Raw genomic sequence first — 19,488 nt, 5'->3', positions numbered from 1 at the left:
CCGGAGCACCGTCGACTTTAACCCTGCCAGGTATCGATGACCCGTCCCGTTCCCCTTCTCGAAGCCGTGGCGCTCAGCTGTGAGCGGGACTGGCGCATGCTCTTCGAGCAGTTGCACTTCGCCCTGCAGCCGGGCGACATGTTGCAGATCAGCGGCCCCAACGGCAGCGGCAAGACCAGCTTGCTACGGCTGATCGCGGGCCTGCGTCAGCCGACCTCCGGTGATATCCTCCTGCAGGGCCAGGCCCTGGCCGAGCAGCGCAGCGAGTTGGCGCGCAACCTGTTGTGGATTGGCCATGCCGCCGGCATCAAGGGCCTGCTGAGCGCCGAAGAGAACCTGGCCTGGCTCTGCGCGCTGCATCGCCCGGCCAGTCGCGAGGCGATCTGGCAGGCGCTGGAAGCGGTCGGCCTGCGCGGTTTTGAGGACGTTCCCTGTCATACCCTGTCGGCCGGCCAACAGCGCCGTGTCGCGCTGGCACGCCTTTATTTGGCCGATACGCCCCCGCTGTGGGTGCTCGATGAGCCGTTCACCGCGCTGGACAAGAGCGGTGTGGCGCAACTCGAAGCGCACCTGGCCGGCCATTGCGAACGCGGTGGCGTCGTGGTGCTGACCACTCACCACAGTCTGCAGCGTACACCGGCGACCTATCGCGACCTGGATCTGGGGCAGTACGCCGCATGAGCAACGTTTTCACACAGCTGCTGTCGCGCGAAATGCGCCTGCTCGCTCGCCGTCCGTCCGATCTGGCCAACCCGCTGGTGTTCTTCGCCATCGTCATCGCGCTGTTCCCGCTGGCGGTGGGACCAGAGACGCAATTGTTGCAAACCCTTTCCCCTGGCCTGGTCTGGGTTGCGGCGCTTTTGGCCGTGCTGCTCTCGCTGGACGGGCTTTTCCGCAGTGATTTCGAGGACGGCTCGCTCGAACAGTGGGTCCTTTCGTCGCACCCCCTGCCTCTTCTGGTGTTGGCCAAGGTGCTGGCACACTGGCTATTCAGTGGGTTGGCGCTAGTACTGCTGGCGCCCTTGCTGGCGCTGATGCTCGGCTTGCCTGGGCGTTGCCTGCCGGTGCTGCTGATTTCCCTGCTGCTCGGCACCCCGGTGCTGAGCCTGCTCGGTGCGGTGGGCGCTGCGCTCACCGTCGGTCTCAAGCGCGGCGGTCTGCTGCTGGCGCTGTTGATTCTGCCGCTGTACATCCCGGTGCTGATTCTTGGCAGCGGGGCGTTGCAGGCGGCCCTGCAAGGACTGCCGGCGACCGGCCATCTGTTATGGCTGGCCAGCCTCACTGCATTGGCAGTGACCCTGACACCTTTTGCGATTGCCGCCGGTCTGACCATCAGCGTCGGCGAATAACAACGAACCGTGATTGACCTCTGAACCGGGCAACCGCCGGATCAGGCCTGAATAATGAGTCGAGCATGAACTGGACGTGGTTTCACAAATGGGGTTCGCCCAAGTGGTTCTATGAGATGAGCGGCCGCTGGCTGCCCTGGCTCAGCATCGCTGCCGTGTTGCTGATCGCCGCTGGCCTGATCTGGGGCCTGGCGTTCGCGCCGCCGGATTACCAGCAGGGCAACAGCTTTCGCATCATCTACATCCACGTTCCTGCCGCCTTTCTCGCTCAGTCCATCTACGTGACGCTGGCCGTTGCAGGCCTGGTCGGCCTGGTGTGGAAGATGAAGCTGGCCGACGTCGCCGTGCAACAGGCTGCCCCCATTGGTGCCTGGATGACCGCCATTGCGCTGCTCACCGGCGCCATCTGGGGCAAACCGACCTGGGGCACCTACTGGGTCTGGGATGCGCGCCTGACCTCGATGCTGATCCTGCTGTTCCTCTACTTCGGCGTCATCGCCCTGGGCAACGCCATCAGCAACCGCGACAGCGCCGCCAAGGCCTGCGCTGTGCTGGCCATCGTCGGTGTGGTCAACATTCCGATCATCAAGTACTCGGTGGAGTGGTGGAACTCGCTGCACCAGACTGCCACTTTCAAGATCACCGAAAAGCCGGCGATGCCGGTGGAAATGTGGCTGCCGCTGCTGCTGGCGGTGTTGGGTTTCTACTGTTTCTTCGGTGCCATGTTGCTTTACCGCATGCGCCTGGAAGTGCTCAAGCGCGAAGCGCGCAGCAGCTGGGTGAAAGCCGAAGTACAGGCACTGGTGGAGGGCAAGGCATGAGCTTTTCGTCCTTTTCCGAATTTCTCGCCATGGGTACCCATGGCCCCTACGTCTGGAGCGCCTACGGCATCAGCCTGGCGATCCTGGCGTTGAATGTGGTGCTGCCGATCCTGGCGCGCCGCCGTTACCTGCAAGACGAGGCGCGTCGTTTGCGCCGGGAGAAGTCGAAGTGAATCCGGTTCGCAAGAAACGCCTGTATATCGTCCTGGCCATCCTCTGCGGCGTCAGCATCGCCGTTGCGCTGGCGCTGACCGCGCTGCAGGAGAACATCAACCTGTTCTACACCCCGAGCCAGATCGCCAATGGCGAGGCGCCGGTCGATACCCGCATCCGTGCCGGCGGCCTGGTGGAAGAGGGCTCGGTGAAGCGTTCCGCCGATACTCTGGAAGTCGACTTCGTCGTCACCGACGGCGCTCACGGCGTGACCATTCGCTACCACGGCATCCTCCCGGATCTGTTCCGTGAAGGGCAGGGCATCGTCGCCCTGGGTCGGGTCAATGAACAAGGCGTGCTGGTAGCCGACGAGGTGCTGGCCAAGCACGACGAGAATTACATGCCGCCTGAAGTCATGCAGGCGCTGGAAAAGAGCGGAATGATGCAGAAGCACAATGAGGCCAAAGCCGCCAAACAGGGCTATCAGCAGGAGAGTGCACAATGATCCCCGAGCTCGGCCATCTGGCGATGATCCTGGCGCTGTGCCTGTGTCTGGTACAGGCGACGCTGCCGCTGATCGGTGCCTGGCGTGGTGACCACCAGTGGATGAGCCTGGCGCAGCCGGCTGCCTGGGGTCAGTTCGCCTTTTTGCTGTTTTCCTTCATATGCCTGACCTATGCCTTCATGGTCGACGATTTTTCCGTCGCCTACGTGGCCAACAACTCCAACAGCGCGCTGCCCTGGTACTACAAGTTCAGCGCGGTATGGGGCGCACACGAAGGCTCCTTGCTGCTGTGGGCCTTGATCCTGGCCGGCTGGACCTTCGCCGTGGCGATCTTCTCGCGCCATCTGCCGGAAGAAATGCTTGCACGCGTGCTGGCGGTGATGGGCATGATCAGTGTCGGCTTCCTGCTGTTCCTGATCGTTACCTCCAACCCCTTCGAGCGCCTGCTGCCGAACTCGCCGGCTGATGGCCGCGACCTCAACCCGCTGCTGCAGGACTTCGGCCTGATCGTGCATCCGCCGATGCTGTACATGGGCTATGTCGGTTTCTCGGTGGCTTTCGCCTTCGCCATCGCCGCCTTGCTTGGCGGCAAGCTGGACGCCGCCTGGGCGCGCTGGTCGCGTCCGTGGACCATCATCGCCTGGGCCTTCCTCGGCATCGGTATCGCCCTGGGCTCCTGGTGGGCCTACTACGAGCTGGGTTGGGGTGGCTGGTGGTTCTGGGACCCGGTAGAGAACGCGTCCTTCATGCCCTGGTTGGTGGGCACCGCATTGATTCACTCCCTCGCCGTGACCGAGAAGCGCGGGGTGTTCAAGAGCTGGACCGTGCTGCTGGCCATCGCCGCCTTCTCCCTGAGCCTGTTGGGCACCTTCCTGGTTCGCTCCGGCGTACTGACTTCGGTACACGCCTTTGCTACCGATCCGGAGCGCGGCGTGTTCATCCTCGCTTTCCTGCTGGTGGTGGTGGGTGGTTCGCTGGCGTTGTTCGCTGTGCGCGCGCCGGTGGTCAGGAGCCAGGTCGGCTTTGGCCTGTGGTCGCGTGAGACGCTGCTGTTGGTCAACAACATCGTGCTGGTGGTGTCGGCCGCGATGATTCTGCTCGGCACCCTCTACCCGTTGGTGCTCGATGCGCTGACCGGCGCCAAGCTGTCGGTTGGCCCGCCTTACTTCAACGCGTTGTTCCTGCCGCTGATGGCACTGCTGATGGCGGTGATCAGCGTTGGCGTACTGGTGCGCTGGAAGGATACCCCGCTGAAATGGCTGGGCAGCATGCTGGCGCCGGTACTGGTGGCCAGTGTGGTCCTGGCGGTCATCGCCACCTTCTTGCATGGTGATTTCCACTGGGCTGTACTGGCCGTCTGCCTGCTGGCCTTCTGGGTAATCCTCGCTGGCGTGCGTGATATCCTCGACAAGACGCGCCACAAGGGCCTGATCAAGGGGCTGCCGAGCCTGAGCCGCAGCTACTGGGGCATGCAGATGGCGCACTTCGGTTTCGCCGTGTGCGCCCTGGGTGTGGTGCTTACCAGTCTTGGCAGCTACGAGCGCGATCTGCGCATGGCGCCGGGTGATTCCGTGGAGCTGGCCGGCTATCGCTTCCAGTTCGACGGCGCCGTGCATCACGAGGGCCCCAATTTCATTTCCGATAAGGGCACGGTGCGCGTATTCGACGGCGAGCGGCAGATCAAGGTGCTGCACCCGGAGAAGCGTCTGTACACCGTGCAGCAGGCGACCATGACCGAGGCGGGCATCGATGCTGGTTTCACTCGCGACCTCTTCGTCGCCCTCGGTGAGCCACTGGAGCAGGGCGCCTGGGCCGTACGCATTCACATCAAGCCGTTCGTCCGCTGGATCTGGCTGGGTGCGTTGCTGATGGGCTTCGGTGGCTTCCTCGCCGCGGCCGACAAGCGCTACCGGATCAAGGTCAGAACCCGCGTGCGCGAAGCCCTTGGCATGCAGGAGGCCAGTGCATGAGACGCCTGCTCCTGCTGTTGCCGCTGCTGGCCTTTCTGGCGATCGCCGTATTCCTCTATCGCGGCCTGTTCCTTGATCCATCCGAACTGCCGTCGGCGCTGATCGGCAAGCCGTTCCCGGCTTTCAGCCTGCCGTCGCTGGACGATCCCGAGCGCACTCTCACTGAGGCTGACATCAAGGGTCGGCCTGCGCTGGTCAACGTCTGGGCCACCTGGTGCCCGGCCTGCCGTCACGAACATCCGGTGCTGAACAAACTGGCCGAGGCTGGCGTGGTGATCCATGGGGTCAACTACAAGGATCAGCGCGAGCCGGCGCAGAAATGGCTGCGCGACCTGCACAACCCCTATCAGCTCAATATCGAAGATGCCAAGGGCAGCCTGGGGCTGGACCTGGGTGTGTACGGCGCGCCGGAGACTTTCTTCGTCGATGCCAAGGGCATCATTCGCCACAAGTACGTCGGCACCATCGACGAGCGTGTCTGGCGCGAGCAGCTGGCGCCGATCTACCAGCAGCTGGTCGACGAGGCCCAGCCATGAAGCGCCTGTTGATTTCTGCCGGTTTGTCGCTTGGTCTACTGGCCAGCGCGCATGCCGCCATCGATACCTTCGAGTTCGCCAATGAAGCCGAACGCCAGCGTTATCGCAATCTGGTCGAAGAGCTGCGTTGCCCGAAGTGCCAGAACCAGAACATCGCCGATTCCGATGCGCCGATCGCCATGGACCTGCGCAACGAGATCTACCGCATGCTCGAAGCGGGCAAGAGCAACGACGAGATCATCGATTTCCTGGTCTCGCGCTATGGCGATTTCGTGCTCTACAAACCGCCGCTGACTAGCCGCACGCTGCTGCTTTGGTATGGCCCGGCCGGCCTGCTGGTACTGGGGTTCGGCGTGCTCGGAGTGATCGTTCTGCGTCGCCGTAGCGAGCAGAAGAATCGCCCAGTCGCTGGCCTCTCCGCCAATGAGCAGGCGCGCCTCGCCGCGTTGCTCGAACAAGCCTCTCAGGACAAGAAAGACCGATGATCGATTTCTGGTTGCCCGCTGGGCTGCTGTTGCTGACTGCCCTGGCGTTTCTGCTGATTCCGGTTCTGCGTATTCGCAAGCTGCAGGCCGAAGAAGACCGTACTGCACTCAACGTCACCCTCTATCAGGAGCGCCTGCAGGAGCTGGAAAACCAGCGTCAGGCCGGCGTACTCGATGATGCGCAGATGGAGGCCGGCCGCGCCGAGGCCGCGCGCGAGCTGCTCGATGACACCGAAGGCGTGCAGCGCCGCAGCAGCGTGCTCGGCGGCAAGATTCCGCTAGTTTCGGCGCTGTTGGTACCTTTGCTGGGCGTGGCCCTGTACCTGCATTGGGGCGCGGTCGATGAGGTCGTACAGACTCGCCAACTGGCCGCTGCGCAGCCGCAGAGCATCGAGGAAATGACTGCGCGCCTGGAGCAGACTGTCCAGCAGCAGCCAGACTCCGCCGAGGCCTGGTACTTCCTCGGCCGTACCTACATGGCGCAGGAGCGCGCTGGCGATGCCGCCAAGGCGTTCGAGCGTGCCGTGGAAATTGCCGGGCGCGCCCCGGAACTGCTCGGCCAGTGGGCGCAGGCGTTGTACTTCGCTGAAGGCAAGCAGTGGAGTGAGCAGATGCAGGCGCTCACCGACGAAGCGCTGAAGGCCGACCCGCAAGAGGTCACCAGCCTGGGCCTGCTTGGTATCGCCGCCTATGAAAACCAGCGCTATGCTGATGCCGTGCTCTACTGGGAGCGTCTGGTCGCCGTGCTGCCGGAGCAAGACCCGTCGCGTGCGGCCATCGCCGGTGGTATCGAGCGCGCCCGCCAGCAGATGAGCGAGGGCGAGCAGCCCAATGCGGCAGCCGCGCCGAGTGCCAAGGTGCATGCGTTGGAGGTCAGCGTGTCGCTGTCGCCCGAGGTGCAGCAGAACGTGCAGCCGGACGATGCCGTATTCGTCTTCGCCCGTGCACTCAGCGGCCCACCGATGCCGCTGGCAGTCAAACGCCTGAAGGTCTCCGACCTGCCGGTGCAGATCAGCCTATCCGACGTGGATGCAATGATGCCCGAACTGAAGATTTCCCGATTCGACCAGGTACAGCTGGTGGCGCGTGTATCCCGTGCGGGTAACGCCACCCAGGGCGAATGGACGGGCCAGACTGGCCCGGTTGCCAATACCGCCCGTGACGTTCAGGCGCTGCTGATCGACAGCCGCGACGGGCAGACCCAGTGAAGCGCCTGGCGCTGGCCTGCGCACTCGGGCTCGGCCTGAGTGGCTGTGTACTGCAGCAACCGAGCGCGCCGGTGGGGGAGCTGCCACCGGTACAGCAGCCATCGCACCCGCGCTACGCACCGCCGCCTGGGGTGAAGAGCCATTGGAATCCGGGCTTGGGCGTCTATGTGGTCGAAGGTGCGCGGGATCTCTACTACCGTGAGCGTGTGTTCTATCGCTGGGATGGTGGCTGGAGCTGGTCGTCGCAAGCCGGTGGGCCGTGGAAGGACACCGACAGCTCGGGCATTCCGCCCGGGTTGTTTCGCCAGTACCAGAACCGCTGATCCCGTAGGGCGGGTTTCACCCGCTTTGCATTCCTAACGAAAACGGCGCCCGAAGGCGCCGTTTTCATTGGCTGTGATCCGTGCTCAATGCGCCCAGATCATGCCCACCAGCAGGTAGCAGATCAGCGTCACCAGCACCACGCCGAACAGGTTGAGGACGAAGCCCGCCTTGATCATCGACTGTATCTTCATGTGCCCGGTGCCGAACACGATGGCATTGGGCGGCGTTGCCACCGGCATCATGAAGGCGCAACTGGCGGCGATGGCGGCAGGAATCGCCAGCAGTTCGGCCGGCATACCCTGCGCTACGGCTAGCGCCCCCAGCAGCGGCAAGAAGGCGGCAGCGGTGGCGGTGTTGGAGGTGACTTCGGTCAAGAAGATGATCACCAGTACCACCACGCCGATCATCGCGATCACCGGTAGGGCGCTCAGTGCGCCGAGGCTTTGCGCGATCCACTCGGCCAGGCCGGTGCTGCGAATCACACCCGCCAGCGACAGGCCGCCGCCGAATAGCAGCAGCACGCCCCAGGGCAGTTTGCTGGCGCTTTCCCAGTTCATCAGGAACACGCGCTGCTTGGTATCCACCGGGATGATGAACAGCGCCAGCGCCGCGGCGATGGCGATGCTGGTGTCGTTGACGCCCGATACCCATTCGCCGATCAGCGGCTGGAACACCCAGGCCAGTGCCGTGGCCACGAACACCAGCGCCACCAGCTTCTCGCCACGGCTCAGTGGGCCGAGTTCGGCCAGTTCGCTGCGGATCAGTTGCGTGCTGTCATGTCCGGCCAGGTTGAAGCCGCCACGGGTCAGCCACCACCAGATGAACGCCAGCATGATCACGGCTACTGGCACGCCGAGCAGCATCCACTGGCCGAAGCCGATCTGAACGTCATAGTTGTCGGCGAGGAAGGCGGCCAGCAAGGCATTCGGTGGGGTGCCGATCAGCGTGGCGATACCGCCTACACTGGCGGCGTAAGCAATCGCCAGCAGCAAGGCAGTGGCGAAGCGCTCACGATCGGCTTCGCCGGTGCTCTTCTCGCTGGTGAGCATGCCGATCACCGAAAGGCCGATAGGCAGCATCATGATGGTGGTAGCGGTGTTGCTCACCCACATGCTGAGGAAGGCCGTGGCCATCATGAAACCAGCGATCTGCCGGCTCGGCTTGCTGCCCATGGCCAGCAGCGTCATCAGCGCGATGCGCTTGTGCAGGTTCCAGCGCTCCATGGCCAGGCCCAGGACGAAACCACCGAGGAACAGGTAGATGGTCGGGTTGGCGTAGGGTGCGGTGGCGGCATTGAGGCTGTCGATGCCCAGTGCCGGGATCAACAGGATCGGCAGCAGCGAAGTGGCCGGGATCGGAATGGCTTCGGTCGACCACCAGGTGGCCATCAGCAGGGTCAGGCCGATGGTGGCCCAGGCGGTGCTGGAGAGGCCGGCTGGCGGCTCGGTGACCAGGCAGACGAGCAGTAGCAAGGGTCCCAGAATCAGACCAATCCAGGCAGCCTTGGCAGGTGCCGTGGATTCATTGGTGGTAACGGCCATGGCGCGCTTCCTTAAACTAAAAAGGCGGGCTTTATAGCCCAGGGGGCGACTTTATGACCACGCGCTGGCCGATCGGTTTTGCTTCAGTCTGTTTCAGGTGTGTTTTGCGACGACGCTGACTGCTCGACTTGTCTGCTGAACAGCGGTCCACCGCAGCGGCTACAGAACGCCGCACTGTACTCGTGACGGTTCTTGCGACAATGCGGGCAGTCGTGCTCCATAAGACCGTCCTGGCGCATGGCGTTGGCCAGTTCGGCGGTGAAAATACCGGTAGGTACGGCGATGATCGAGTAGCCGGTGATCATCACCAGCGTAGCGAGCATCTGGCCTATGGGGGTTTGCGGAGTGATGTCGCCGAAACCTACGGTGGTCAACGTCACCACCGCCCAGTAAATACTGGTGGGAATGCTGGTGAAGCCATTGGCCGGGCCTTCGATGACGTACATCAGCGCGCCATATACGGTGACCAAGGTCGAGACGGACACCAGAAACACCACGATCTTCTGTTTGCTGCCGCGCAGCGCTACCAGCAGGAAGTTGGCCTGAGTCAGGTACTGGCGCAGCTTGAGCACACGGAAGATACGGATCATGCGGATGACACGGACGATCATCAGGTACTGCGCATCGGCGAACATCAACGCCAGGATCGCTGGCAGCACCGCGAGCAGATCCACCAGGCCGAAGAAACTGAAGACATAGCGCATCGGCTTCGGCGAGCTGTACAAGCGCAGGCCGTACTCGATGGCGAACAGGGCGGTGAAAAACCACTCCAGGGCACTGAATATCCCCGCATATTGGCTGTGAAAGCGCTCGATGCTATCGAGCATCACCACCACCAGGCTGGCGAGAATAGCCACCAGCAGCCAGTTGTCGAAGCGCTGCGCCGCCGGTGTACTGGTTTCGAAAATGATGATGTAAAGGCGTTGGCGCCAGCTCTGCCGGTTTTCCATGGCAAGGTCCAAATCAAGCGAAAGGGCACAGCCTAGGCAAGAAGGCGGAGCGAGGGCAAGGCTTCTAATCCCCTTCCAGCGACGACTCCTGCCTGGGATCACCGAGCACCAAGGTCTCGCCGGTGACCGCCGTCAGCCAGCCCGTGCCCATGTTACGTAGCAGCCAGTGCCACTGACCGTAACGGCTGGTCAACGTGCCGGTGGCGTAACAGGGGCTGTAGAGGTACCAGTCGTGTTCCTGGCGGTTGGTGATGACGATGGCGTGGCGCAGGAAGTCGGCGACTTCCTCTGCGCTCACGCTATGCTCCTCGCAGCGGTCCACGGCCGTGTTGGGGCCTTGGCCGATCTCGATCACCTCGATCTGCTGCACCGGCCCGATCACCGTCATCACCTCTTCGGCCAGCAACGGCGCGGCCAACAGTTGCAGGCTCAGGCCCAGTATCCATCCGTTCATGCGTGCATCGTTCCTTGGTGGCAGCCTGCAGGCGGTAGTCGCGACTATAGTTGATGGCCTCAGGCGGGCGGCAGTTTTTCCAGAAAACGCATCAACAGGCTTTCTTCTGCACGCAGGCCCTTGCGCGGCGCTGCCAGGCGGATACCGGCCAGATCGCCAGCCTGGAAGGCTTCGAGCAAGGCAGGGTGGATGTAGCACTTGCGGCAGACGGCCGGCGTATTGCGCAATTGCTCAGCCACTTCCTTGACCATGGCCACCACATGTTTCTTGGCCGCACTTTCCGGCTGCCATTCGAGCTCGCGTAGCAGCGTCAGGGCCAGCGCGCTGCCGGCCCAGGTGCGGTAGTGCTTGGCGGTGAAGTCTGCGCCGGTCAGCTCACGCAGGTAGTCGTTGATGTCGGTGGAGGTCACCGCGCGACGTTCGCCATCCTCGTCCAGATACTGGAACAGGTGTTGCCCGGGCAGTTCCAGGCACCGCTGGATGATGCGGGCCAGGCGGCGGTCACTGACCTGTACCTCGTGTTCGATACCGCTCTTGCCACGGAAGTGGAAGCGAATCGTGCTGCCTTGTACCTCGACGTGACGATTGCGCAGTGTGGTCAGGCCATAGGAGCGATTTTCCCGCGCGTAACGGGCGTTGCCGACCCGGATCAGGGTGTTGTCCAGCAGCATGATCACGGTGGCCAACACTTTCTCGCGACGGTGCTCGCACAGGCTCAGGTGCTGCTGCAGGGCTTCACGCAGTGCTGGCAAGGCTTTGCCGAATGCCAGCAGGCTGGCGTATTTGTCGGCATCGCGGATTTCGCGCCAGCGCGCGTGGTAGCGGTATTGCTTGCGCCCGCGGGCATCGCGGCCGGTTGCCTGCAGGTGGCCGTTGGGAAATGGGCAGATCCACACTTCGGTATAGGCGGGCGGCACTGCCAGGGCATCGATGCGGGCCACTTGTCGCTTGTCGCGGATGCGTTGGCCCTGGCTGTCGAAATAGCAGAACTTGCCACGCAGCTTGCGCCGGCTGATACCCGGCATGCTGTCGTCGACATAACGCAGGTCGGCGGGTAGATCGATGTCGTCAGGCGCTGGGCTCATCGCCAGGCATCCTGCAACGAGGCACTAAACGCAGGCGACACGGCAGTAGCGGGACAGAAAATGATGTAGCGCATTGGCATCGCTCGGCGTGGCAGATATCCATTAGCCCTCCGAGCGTAGCGGTAGTTCAGTTTTTACGAGCTGAAGAGCTGCTTCTGCTGTTGCCAGGCCTCAGGAGGGTGTGCTGCGCTTCACAGCCTGTTGCCAGCTCTGAGCGCTGGCTTTCACCAGCCAGCAGGCGAGTATGAATGGCATGGTCAGGGCTGGTAGGCCCAGTGCGCTGAAACCCGGTTGCAGGACCAGGGCAAGGATAATTCCCACTGCGGGGACCAATGGGCAGCGATAAACCTGGGCCAGGGCGATGGCGGCGAGGGTGGCGTTGTAGCCGTAGAGACCGGCCAGCGTGCCATCGCTGGGCCAACCGTAGAACAGAGCCAGTGCCGAGCCGCTGCTGGAGCCCAATAACGCCCACAGCGCCGTGCGGCCATCGGCCAGGCGCAATCCGATCAGCAGGCACAGGCCAGCCAGGGGCGAGTCGAGAAAGATGACCTGACCCAAGCCGCGCAGCACGCCGAGTAGCAGCTGCAGGAAACTCAGCTCCGGTGCAGCGGGCGTGCCGGCTGGCGTATCGAGGGGCAGTTGTAGCCGGATGACCAGTGCCAGCATCAGCCAACCCAGCAGCACGAAGGGAAAGGTGAAGGCGGGCAGCCAGTCATGTTTGCGCATGCGCTGCATCCAGGGCGCCAGCAGCAGGCTGGAAAAGGCTGCACTGGTGATGATTAGCACGGGTAGCAGCGGTGTCCATGGCAGTTTCAGGCTGAGTAGCAGGCCGAGCAGAATGCCGTTGTAGCCATACAGGCCGATGGCGATATCGGCAGGTGGGTAGCCACGGCGTTGCGCGAGTAGCATCGAGGTCAGGCCGCCGAGCAGGGCGCCGGGCAACAGTTCAGGGGCGCCGATGAGGATGGCGATCAGCACCAGCAGGCCGCAGCCGGGGTGCTGTTGCAGGAAGATCTGAGCGAAGCCGTTGAGCAAGGCTCGCAGGCTTTGCAGGGCAGGGTGTGCGGTTGCTAGTGGAGGCATGATGTCTGTGCCAAGAGAGCCCTCTCCCCCAGCCCCTCTCCCGCAAGCGGGAGAGGGGAGCCGTCCGTGTCGCTTGGAGGAGCTACGTAGGGTGCGCCGTGCGCACCGATAACGGGACGCAAGATGCACACGGGCCAGGCGGCCCCGCGACACCCTACGAATCAATACAACGCACAGCCCGTATGAAATCCGGGGCGCAGGGTCAGAGCATTCCCCGGATTTAATCCGAGCTACGGAGCTGTGTAGGGTGCCCCGTGCGCACCTTTTTTTCGTGCGTACGGCTTTCGGTGCGCATGGCGCACCCTACAGGAGAGCAGCTCGGCTTAATGCAGTGTTTCGATCCTCAGGCTGTTGGTGCTGCCGGGTTGGCCGAAGGGTTCACCGGCGGTGATCACCACGGTTTCGCCACGTTGAGCCATGCCCTGGGCCTGGGCGATTTCCAGCGCGGTACTGGTGACTTCCTCGACCTTGCGCAGGCGTTCGTTGACCACCGAATAGATGCCCCAGGCCACGGTCAGGCGCCGCGCCGTGGTCAGGCTCGGCGTCAGGCTCAGGATTGGCGCCTTGGGCCGCTCGCGCGAGGCGCGCAGGCTGCTGGCACCAGACTCGGTGTAGTTGACCAATGCGGCGACCGGCAGGATCGAGCTGATACGGCGAATGGCGCAACTGATGGCATCGCTGGCGGTGGCCTCGGCCTGCGGACGGCCGACGTCGAGCTGGCTCTGGTAGTCCGGACCGTTTTCCACCTGACGGATGATCTTGCTCATCATCTGCACGGTTTCCAGCGGGTAGTCGCCGGAGGCGGTTTCGGCCGACAGCATCACCGCATCTGCGCCCTCGGCCACGGCGTTGGCCACGTCGGTGACTTCGGCACGGGTCGGTGCCGGGGAGAAACGCATGGATTCGAGCATCTGCGTGGCCACAACTACCGGGCGGCCCAGTTGGCGACAGGTGCGCACGATGTCCTTCTGGATACGCGGCACGTTCTCGGCCGGTACTTCCACGCCCAGGTCACCGCGCGCCACCATGATGGCGTCGCACAGCTTGGCGATTTCCTCCAGATGGATCACCGCCGAGGGCTTCTCGATCTTGGCCATTAGGAAGGCCTTGCCGCCTATCAGTTCGCGGGCTTCGACGATGTCCTCGGGGCGCTGCACAAAGGACAGCGCGACCCAGTCCACACCCAGCTCCAGGCCGAAGGTCAGGTCGCGGCGATCCTTTTCGGTCAGTGGCGACAGCTGCAGTACGGCCTCGGGTACGTTGACGCCCTTGCGGTCGGACAGTTCGCCACCGGCGATCACTTCGGTGATCACGGCATCATTCTGCTTGGCAGTCACTTTCAGACGCAGGCGCCCGTCGTCCAGCAGCAGGCTCATGCCCGGCTGCAGGGCTTCGATGATTTCCGGGTGGGGCAGGTTGACCCGGCTGGCGTCGCCGGGCGTCTTGTCCAGATCCAGGCGCAGGCTCTGGCCGTTGACCAGTTGCACCTTGCCTTCGGCAAAGCGGCCGACGCGCAGCTTCGGCCCCTGCAGGTCCATGAGGATGCCGATGGGCTGGTTCAGCTCGCGCTCCACTTCGCGCACCCACTGGTAGCGCTGGGCGTGATCGGCGTGTTCGCCGTGGCTGAAATTGAGGCGAAACAGGTTGACCCCGGCTTCCACCAGTTGGCGGATGTGTGCGGCATCGCGGATGGCCGGGCCGAGGGTGGCGAGGATCTTTACTTTCTTGTCGGCGTTCATTGGTCGTTCTCGAGAATCAGAATGGCGCGGAAATCGTTGACGTTGGTACGGGTCGGGCCGGTGACGATCAACTCGTCGAGGGCGGCGAAATAGCCATAGCCGTTGTTGTCGTCCAGCTCGTCGCGGGCGCTCAGGCCCTTGATGCCGGCACGGGCATAGCTGTACGGCGTCATGATGGCGCCGGCGTTGTCTTCGGAGCCGTCGATGCCGTCGGTATCACCGGCCAGCGCGTAGACACCGGGCAGGCCCTTGAGGCTGTCGGTGAGGCTGAGGAGGAATTCGGCGTTGCGCCCGCCACGGCCGTTGCCGCGCACGGTGACGGTGGTTTCGCCGCCGGATAGGATTACGCAGGGCGGTTTGATCGGCTGGCCGTGCAGCTGCACCTGGCGGGCGATGCCGGCATGCACCTTGGCCACGTCGCGCGACTCGCCTTCCAGGTCGCCGAGGATCAGCACCGGGAAACCGGCGGCTTCGGCCTTGGCCGCGGCGGCGTCGAGCGACTGCTGCGGGGTGGCGATCAATTGGAAGTGGCTACGAGCGAGTACCGGATCGCCGGGCTTGACCGTTTCCGAGCGTGGGTCCTGCAGCCAGCTGCGTACGTTGGCCGGGATGTCTATGGCGTAGCGGGCAAGAATCGTCAGGGCTTCGGCCGAGGTGGTCGGGTCACCCACGGTGGGGCCGGAGGCAATCACCGTGGCTTCGTCACCGGGCACGTCGGAGATGGCGTAGGTGTACACGGTGGCCGGCCAGCAGGCCTTGGCCAGACGTCCGCCCTTGATCGCCGAGAGGTGCTTGCGTACGCAGTTCATCTCACCGATGGTGGCGCCGGATTTGAGCAGGGCCTTGTTGATCGCCTGCTTGTCCTTGAGGCTGATGCCTTCGGCTGGCAGCGCCAGCAGCGAGGAGCCGCCACCGGAGAGAAGGAAGATCACGCGGTCGTCTTCGCTGAGGTTCGACACTAATTCCAGCACCCGGCGCGCGACGCGCTCGCCGGCATCGTCCGGCACCGGATGTGCGGCTTCCACCACTTCGATCTTCTTGCAGTCGGCGCCGTGCTCGTAGCGGGTCACCACCAGGCCGCTGACCTCGCCTTGCCATTCCTGCTCGATCACCTCAGCCATTGCCGCTGCGGCCTTGCCAGCGCCGATGACGATGACGCGGCCACTGCGGTCGGCGGGCAGATGATCGGCCAGCACCTGGCGCGGATGCGCGGCAGCGATGGCGGTGGCGAACAGGTCGCGCAGCAGGCGTTGCGGGTCGAAGGTCATGGCGATGTTCTCTTGTTCTGGGGGTGACGCTGGATGATCGTTCCCGCGTCCGCGTGGTAACGCCTGGCGAGACGCTCAGGCGTCTGCTGTTGTGCGACGCGGATCGTCACGAGATGCATGCCCACGCAGAGCGTGGGAACGATCAATGTTCTTTCGCTGGATCGATTCCAGTCCGCAGGCGCCGCGTGGCAGCGCCTGGGGAGTGGAATCGACCGACCTGGCAATCGGGCCGTGACACCTCCTGCCAGGAAGGTCGAAAGGGTGAGCCAGAAGCAAAGCCCCTCTCCCTCACCCTCTCCCATAAATGGGAGAGGGGACTGGTTTGGCGTACGCCGAAAATCGGTATAACGCCGAGCTGCTTGTCTCCCCTCTCCCGCATGCGGGAGAGGGGCCGGGGGAGAGGGCGCTCTGTTACTCGCCGCGGATATTGAAGTTGGCCATGTGCTCCAGACCCTTGATCAGGCCGGAGTGGTCCCAACCGCTGCCGTCGAGGGCCGCGCAGGTGCTGAACACTTGCTGGGCGTTGGCAGTGTTGGGCAGGTTCAGGCCCAGCTCGCGAGCGCCGGACAGCGCCAGGTTGAGGTCCTTCTGGTGCAGGCTGATGCGGAAGCCCGGATCGAAGGTGCCCTTGATCATGCGCTCGCCGTGCACTTCGAGGATTTTCGAGCCGGCGAAGCCACCCATCAGCGCTTCACGCACCTTGGCTGGATCGGCGCCGTTCTTGGCGGCGAACAGCAGAGCTTCGGCCACTGCCTGGATGTTCAGTGCGACGATGATCTGGTTAGCCACCTTGGCAGTCTGGCCGTCGCCATTGCCGCCGACGCGGGTGATGTTCTTGCCCATCGCCTGGAACAGCGGCAGGGCGCGTTCGAAGGCATTCGGGCAGCCACCGACCATGATCGACAGGGTCGCGGCCTTGGCACCAACTTCACCGCCAGACACCGGGGCGTCCAGGTAAGCGGCGCCGGTGGCCTTGATCTTCTCGGCGAAGGTCTTGGTCGCGGTGGGGGAGATCGAGCTCATGTCGATCACTACCTTGCCAGCGCCAACGCCCGCGGCAACGCCATCGGCGCGGAACAGCACGTCTTCGACCTGCGGGGTGTCCGGGACCATGACGATGATGAATTCGGCTTCCTGGGCGACTTCCTTCGGGTTGGCCAGGGCGATGCCGTTGTCGCCAACCAGGTCGGCCGGGGCCTTGTCGAAGTGCTCGGAGAAGAACAGGGTGTGGCCGGCTTTCTGCAGGTTCTGCGCCATGGGTTTGCCCATGATGCCGGTGCCGATGAATCCGATTTTAGCCATGAGAGATTGCTCCTGAAGAGTGGGGCTCAGATTGCGTTGTGCGCTTTCATCCAGCCGAGGCCGGCAGCGGTGGTGGTTGCCGGCTTGTATTCACAGCCGATCCAGCCCTGGTAGCCGATGCGATCCAGGTGCTCGAAGAGGAAGCGATAGTTGATCTCGCCAGTGCCCGGCTCGTTGCGGCCCGGGTTGTCGGCCAGCTGCACGTGGTTGATGGCGGCCAGGTTGCTTTCAACCGTACGGGCCAGGTCACCTTCCATGATCTGCATGTGGTAGATGTCGTACTGCAGGTACAGGTTGGTGCTGCCGACCTTGTCGCGGATGTCCAGCGCCTGCTTGGTGTTGTTCAGGTAGAAGCCGGGGATGTCGCGGGTGTTGATGGCTTCCATGACCAGGCGAATGCCGGCGCCAGCCAGCTTGTCAGCGGCGTAGCGCAGGTTGTCGACGAAGGTCTTCTCGACGGTCGCGCAGTCCACGCCCTGCGGGCGGATGCCGGCCAGGCAGTTGATCTGCTTGTTGCCCAGCACCTTGGCGTAGGCGATGGCCTTGTCGACGCCAGAGCGGAACTCCTCGACGCGGTCCGGGTGGCAGGCGATGCCGCGCTCACCCTTGGCCCAGTCGCCGGCTGGCAGGTTGAACAGCACCTGCTCGAGCTTGTTGGCGTCCAGGCGGGCTTTGATCTCTTCTACCGCGAAGTCATAGGGGAAGAGGTATTCCACGCCGCTGAAACCGGCTTCGGCGGCAGCGGCGAAACGGTCCAGAAAGTCCACTTCGGTGAACAGCATGGACAGGTTGGCAGCAAAACGGGGCATGGTTGGCTCCTTGTCGTGGTGCAATTTCGTAGGGTGCGCCTTGCGCACCTGGTGGTACGCGCTCATATGGCGGTGCGCGTGGCGCACCCTACGGATCAGTCGAGCAGCGAGATGGCGGTCGGGGCGTCGACGCCGCGCTCGGCCAGTTCCTCGAACTCGTTGATGGCGTTGATCTCGGTGCCCATGGAGATGTTGGTGACACGCTCTAGGATGATCTCCACCACCACCGGTACGCGGTGCTCGGCCATCAGGCGCTTGGCTTCGGCGAAGGCGTTCTGCAGCTCGTTCGGGTCGAGCACGCGGATCGCCTTGCAGCCCAGGCCCTCGACTACCGCGACGTGGTCGACGCCGTAACCGTTGAGCTCCGGCGCGTTGATGTTCTCGAACGCCAGTTGCACGCAGTAATCGATGTCGAAGCCGCGCTGCGCCTGACGGATCAGACCCAGGTAGGAGTTGTTCACCAGCACATGGATGTAGGGCAGGTTGAACTGCGCACCGACGGCCAGCTCCTCGATCATGAACTGGAAGTCATAGTCGCCAGACAGTGCCACGACCTGACGCTGCGGGTCGGCCTTGACCACACCCAGGGCCGCCGGAATGGTCCAGCCCAGTGGGCCGGCCTGGCCGCAGTTGATCCAGTGACGCGGCTTGTACACGTGCAGGAACTGAGCGCCGGCGATCTGCGACAGACCGATGGTGCTGACGTAGCAGGTGTCCTTGCCGAAGGCTTCGTTCATCTCTTCGTACACGCGCTGCGGTTTGGCCGGCACGTTGTCGAAGTGGGTCTTGCGCTGCAGGGTACGCTTACGCTCGCGGCAGGACTCGACCCAGGCGCTGCGATCTTTCAGCTTGCCGGCGGCTTTCCACTCGCGGGCCACTTCGAGGAAGGCGTCCAGTGCTTTGCCGGCATCGGAGGCGATGCCCAGATCCGGGTTGAACACGCGGCCAATCTGCGTCGGTTCGATGTCGACGTGGATGAACTTGCGGCCTTCGGTATAGACGTCGACCGAACCGGTGTGGCGGTTAGCCCAGCGGTTGCCGATGCCGAATACCAGGTCGGAGGCGAGCAGGGTAGCGTTGCCGTAACGGTGCGAGGTCTGCAGACCGACCATGCCGACCATCAGCTTGTGATCGTCAGGGATCGCGCCCCAGCCCATCAGCGTCGGCACTACCGGCACGCCGGTCAATTCGGCGAATTCGACCAGTTTGTCCGCCGCATCGGCATTGAAGATACCGCCACCAGCGACCAGTAGCGGGCGCTCGGCGTCGTTGAGCATCGCGATGGCTTTCTCGGCCTGGACGCGGCTGGTGCTCGGCTTGGCAACCGGCAGTGGCTCGTAGGCGTCGATGTCGAATTCGATCTCGGCCATCTGCACGTCGAACGGCAGGTCGATCAGCACCGGGCCAGGACGGCCACTGCGCATTTCATGGAAGGCACGTTGGAAGGCGCGCGGCACTTGGCCGGGCTCCATCACGGTGGTGGCCCACTTGGTCACCGGACCGACGATGCTGGTGATGTCGACTGCCTGGAAATCTTCCTTGTGCATACGGGCACGCGGCGCCTGGCCGGTGATGCACAAAATTGGAATGGAGTCGGCGGATGCCGAGTACAGGCCGGTGACCATATCGGTGCCGGCGGGGCCGGAGGTACCGATGCACACGCCGATGTTGCCGGCATTGGTGCGGGTGTAACCCTCGGCCATGTGCGAAGCGCCTTCGACGTGACGGGCCAGGACGTGATCGATGCCACCGAGTTTCTTCAGTGCGGCATACAGGGGGTTGATGGCAGCGCCGGGGACGCCGAACGCGATATCAACGCCTTCGCGACGCATCACCAGTACGGCTGCCTCGATTGCTCTCATTCTGGCCATGACCATTCCTCTCGAATCGGTTGTTTTTCTGTTGA

At 63.6% G+C, this 19,488-nt stretch carries 20 protein-coding genes; 10 read left to right on the top strand and 10 right to left on the bottom strand.

Translation table 11 applies throughout. The features are described 5' to 3' along the window. The first annotated feature begins 36 nt into the window (after positions 1-36). The 10 genes from ccmA to CDO35_RS06305 all read left to right on the top strand — a co-directional run bounded on the left by ccmA (position 37) and on the right by CDO35_RS06305 (position 7,350). The gene (gene ccmA / locus CDO35_RS06350) at positions 37-681 is read left to right on the top strand and encodes a cytochrome c biogenesis heme-transporting ATPase CcmA (RefSeq protein ID WP_099523109.1); all 645 of its coding nucleotides are present in this window, start codon (positions 37-39) and stop codon (positions 679-681) included. After that, positions 678-1,349: a heme exporter protein CcmB gene (ccmB, locus tag CDO35_RS06345; RefSeq protein ID WP_037002833.1), complete on the top strand. Its 672-nt coding sequence runs from the start codon at positions 678-680 to the stop codon at positions 1,347-1,349. Before ccmA ends, ccmB begins: the two co-directional genes overlap by 4 nt. Before the next feature lie 65 nt (positions 1,350-1,414). Further along, entirely contained in the window at positions 1,415-2,170 is a 756-nt protein-coding gene (locus CDO35_RS06340; RefSeq protein ID WP_099523108.1) for a heme ABC transporter permease, read from the top strand. Further along, the gene (gene ccmD, locus CDO35_RS06335; protein ID WP_079783423.1) at positions 2,167-2,343 is read left to right on the top strand and encodes a heme exporter protein CcmD; all 177 of its coding nucleotides are present in this window, start codon (positions 2,167-2,169) and stop codon (positions 2,341-2,343) included. Before CDO35_RS06340 ends, ccmD begins: the two co-directional genes overlap by 4 nt. Continuing rightward, a complete protein-coding gene (ccmE, locus tag CDO35_RS06330) occupies positions 2,340-2,828 on the top strand; it encodes a cytochrome c maturation protein CcmE (RefSeq protein ID WP_099523107.1) in 489 nt (162 codons plus the stop codon). The genes ccmD and ccmE overlap by 4 nt, the downstream gene beginning before the upstream one ends. Further along, the gene (locus CDO35_RS06325; protein ID WP_099523106.1) at positions 2,825-4,798 is read left to right on the top strand and encodes a heme lyase CcmF/NrfE family subunit; all 1,974 of its coding nucleotides are present in this window, start codon (positions 2,825-2,827) and stop codon (positions 4,796-4,798) included. Before ccmE ends, CDO35_RS06325 begins: the two co-directional genes overlap by 4 nt. Continuing rightward, positions 4,795-5,334 (top strand): DsbE family thiol:disulfide interchange protein, encoded by a 540-nt coding sequence (locus tag CDO35_RS06320; protein WP_099523105.1) that lies wholly within the window; start codon positions 4,795-4,797, stop codon positions 5,332-5,334. Before CDO35_RS06325 ends, CDO35_RS06320 begins: the two co-directional genes overlap by 4 nt. Further along, on the top strand, positions 5,331-5,819 hold the full coding sequence (locus CDO35_RS06315) for a cytochrome c-type biogenesis protein (protein ID WP_099523104.1): 489 nt from the start codon (positions 5,331-5,333) through the stop codon (positions 5,817-5,819). Before CDO35_RS06320 ends, CDO35_RS06315 begins: the two co-directional genes overlap by 4 nt. Beyond that, a complete protein-coding gene (ccmI, locus tag CDO35_RS06310) occupies positions 5,816-7,027 on the top strand; it encodes a c-type cytochrome biogenesis protein CcmI (RefSeq protein WP_099523103.1) in 1,212 nt (403 codons plus the stop codon). Before CDO35_RS06315 ends, ccmI begins: the two co-directional genes overlap by 4 nt. After that, complete coding sequence (locus CDO35_RS06305; protein ID WP_099523102.1) at positions 7,024-7,350, top strand: hypothetical protein; 327 nt, start codon at positions 7,024-7,026, stop codon at positions 7,348-7,350. Before ccmI ends, CDO35_RS06305 begins: the two co-directional genes overlap by 4 nt. An 84-nt stretch (positions 7,351-7,434) precedes the next feature. On the opposite strand, the gene CDO35_RS06300 is transcribed toward CDO35_RS06305, so the two are convergent. The 10 genes from CDO35_RS06300 to gcl all read right to left on the bottom strand — a co-directional run bounded on the left by CDO35_RS06300 (position 7,435) and on the right by gcl (position 19,453). Then, positions 7,435-8,892: an SLC13 family permease gene (locus CDO35_RS06300; protein ID WP_099523101.1), complete on the bottom strand. Its 1,458-nt coding sequence runs from the start codon at positions 8,890-8,892 to the stop codon at positions 7,435-7,437. 83 nt (positions 8,893-8,975) lie between these two features. Next, on the bottom strand, positions 8,976-9,842 hold the full coding sequence (locus tag CDO35_RS06295; protein WP_099523100.1) for an ion transporter: 867 nt from the start codon (positions 9,840-9,842) through the stop codon (positions 8,976-8,978). A gap of 64 nt (positions 9,843-9,906) precedes the next feature. Then, positions 9,907-10,296 (bottom strand): hypothetical protein, encoded by a 390-nt coding sequence (locus CDO35_RS06290; protein WP_099523099.1) that lies wholly within the window; start codon positions 10,294-10,296, stop codon positions 9,907-9,909. Between the two features lie 59 nt (positions 10,297-10,355). Beyond that, positions 10,356-11,381, bottom strand: a complete 1,026-nt coding sequence (locus tag CDO35_RS06285; protein WP_099523098.1) for a DNA topoisomerase IB — start codon at positions 11,379-11,381, stop codon at positions 10,356-10,358. 171 nt (positions 11,382-11,552) lie between these two features. After that, positions 11,553-12,464 carry an urea transporter gene (locus CDO35_RS06280; protein WP_099523097.1) on the bottom strand — a complete coding sequence of 304 codons (912 nt, stop codon included), beginning with the start codon at positions 12,462-12,464 and terminating at the stop codon, positions 11,553-11,555. Positions 12,465-12,787: 323 nt separating this feature from the next. Beyond that, entirely contained in the window at positions 12,788-14,203 is a 1,416-nt protein-coding gene (gene pyk, locus CDO35_RS06275) for a pyruvate kinase (protein ID WP_099523096.1), read from the bottom strand. After that, positions 14,200-15,471 (bottom strand): glycerate kinase type-2 family protein, encoded by a 1,272-nt coding sequence (locus CDO35_RS06270; protein WP_099523095.1) that lies wholly within the window; start codon positions 15,469-15,471, stop codon positions 14,200-14,202. The genes pyk and CDO35_RS06270 overlap by 4 nt, the downstream gene beginning before the upstream one ends. A gap of 411 nt (positions 15,472-15,882) precedes the next feature. Next, complete coding sequence (locus CDO35_RS06265; protein WP_099523094.1) at positions 15,883-16,773, bottom strand: 2-hydroxy-3-oxopropionate reductase; 891 nt, start codon at positions 16,771-16,773, stop codon at positions 15,883-15,885. Positions 16,774-16,799: 26 nt separating this feature from the next. After that, positions 16,800-17,582, bottom strand: coding sequence for a hydroxypyruvate isomerase (gene hyi / locus CDO35_RS06260; RefSeq protein WP_099523093.1), 783 nt, complete (start codon positions 17,580-17,582; stop codon positions 16,800-16,802). A 95-nt stretch (positions 17,583-17,677) separates the two neighbouring features. Next, positions 17,678-19,453: a glyoxylate carboligase gene (gcl, locus tag CDO35_RS06255; RefSeq protein ID WP_099523092.1), complete on the bottom strand. Its 1,776-nt coding sequence runs from the start codon at positions 19,451-19,453 to the stop codon at positions 17,678-17,680. Positions 19,454-19,488 lie beyond the last annotated feature (35 nt).

Origin of the sequence: Pseudomonas sediminis (genome assembly GCF_002741105.1) — a bacterium.
Lineage (GTDB): Bacteria > Pseudomonadota > Gammaproteobacteria > Pseudomonadales > Pseudomonadaceae > Aquipseudomonas > Aquipseudomonas sediminis.
Note: the sequence above shows the minus strand (reverse complement) of the source record. Positions and strands in the feature narration are given on the sequence as shown.

Excerpts from the sequence above, each read along its gene's own strand:
- ccmA (WP_099523109.1), top strand. The coding sequence starts at position 37 with ATGACCCGTCCCGTTCCCCTTCTCGAAGCCGTGGCGCTCAGCTGTGAG.
- ccmB (WP_037002833.1), top strand. The coding sequence starts at position 678 with ATGAGCAACGTTTTCACACAGCTGCTGTCGCGCGAAATGCGCCTGCTC.
- CDO35_RS06340 (WP_099523108.1), top strand. The coding sequence starts at position 1,415 with ATGAACTGGACGTGGTTTCACAAATGGGGTTCGCCCAAGTGGTTCTAT.
- ccmD (WP_079783423.1), top strand. The coding sequence starts at position 2,167 with ATGAGCTTTTCGTCCTTTTCCGAATTTCTCGCCATGGGTACCCATGGC.
- CDO35_RS06325 (WP_099523106.1), top strand. The coding sequence starts at position 2,825 with ATGATCCCCGAGCTCGGCCATCTGGCGATGATCCTGGCGCTGTGCCTG.
- CDO35_RS06320 (WP_099523105.1), top strand. The coding sequence starts at position 4,795 with ATGAGACGCCTGCTCCTGCTGTTGCCGCTGCTGGCCTTTCTGGCGATC.
- CDO35_RS06315 (WP_099523104.1), top strand. The coding sequence starts at position 5,331 with ATGAAGCGCCTGTTGATTTCTGCCGGTTTGTCGCTTGGTCTACTGGCC.
- ccmI (WP_099523103.1), top strand. The coding sequence starts at position 5,816 with ATGATCGATTTCTGGTTGCCCGCTGGGCTGCTGTTGCTGACTGCCCTG.
- CDO35_RS06300 (WP_099523101.1), bottom strand. The coding sequence starts at position 8,892 with ATGGCCGTTACCACCAATGAATCCACGGCACCTGCCAAGGCTGCCTGG.
- CDO35_RS06295 (WP_099523100.1), bottom strand. The coding sequence starts at position 9,842 with ATGGAAAACCGGCAGAGCTGGCGCCAACGCCTTTACATCATCATTTTC.
- CDO35_RS06290 (WP_099523099.1), bottom strand. The coding sequence starts at position 10,296 with ATGAACGGATGGATACTGGGCCTGAGCCTGCAACTGTTGGCCGCGCCG.
- CDO35_RS06285 (WP_099523098.1), bottom strand. The coding sequence starts at position 11,381 with ATGAGCCCAGCGCCTGACGACATCGATCTACCCGCCGACCTGCGTTAT.
- CDO35_RS06280 (WP_099523097.1), bottom strand. The coding sequence starts at position 12,464 with ATGCCTCCACTAGCAACCGCACACCCTGCCCTGCAAAGCCTGCGAGCC.
- pyk (WP_099523096.1), bottom strand. The coding sequence starts at position 14,203 with ATGAACGCCGACAAGAAAGTAAAGATCCTCGCCACCCTCGGCCCGGCC.
- CDO35_RS06270 (WP_099523095.1), bottom strand. The coding sequence starts at position 15,471 with ATGACCTTCGACCCGCAACGCCTGCTGCGCGACCTGTTCGCCACCGCC.
- CDO35_RS06265 (WP_099523094.1), bottom strand. The coding sequence starts at position 16,773 with ATGGCTAAAATCGGATTCATCGGCACCGGCATCATGGGCAAACCCATG.
- hyi (WP_099523093.1), bottom strand. The coding sequence starts at position 17,582 with ATGCCCCGTTTTGCTGCCAACCTGTCCATGCTGTTCACCGAAGTGGAC.
- gcl (WP_099523092.1), bottom strand. The coding sequence starts at position 19,453 with ATGGCCAGAATGAGAGCAATCGAGGCAGCCGTACTGGTGATGCGTCGC.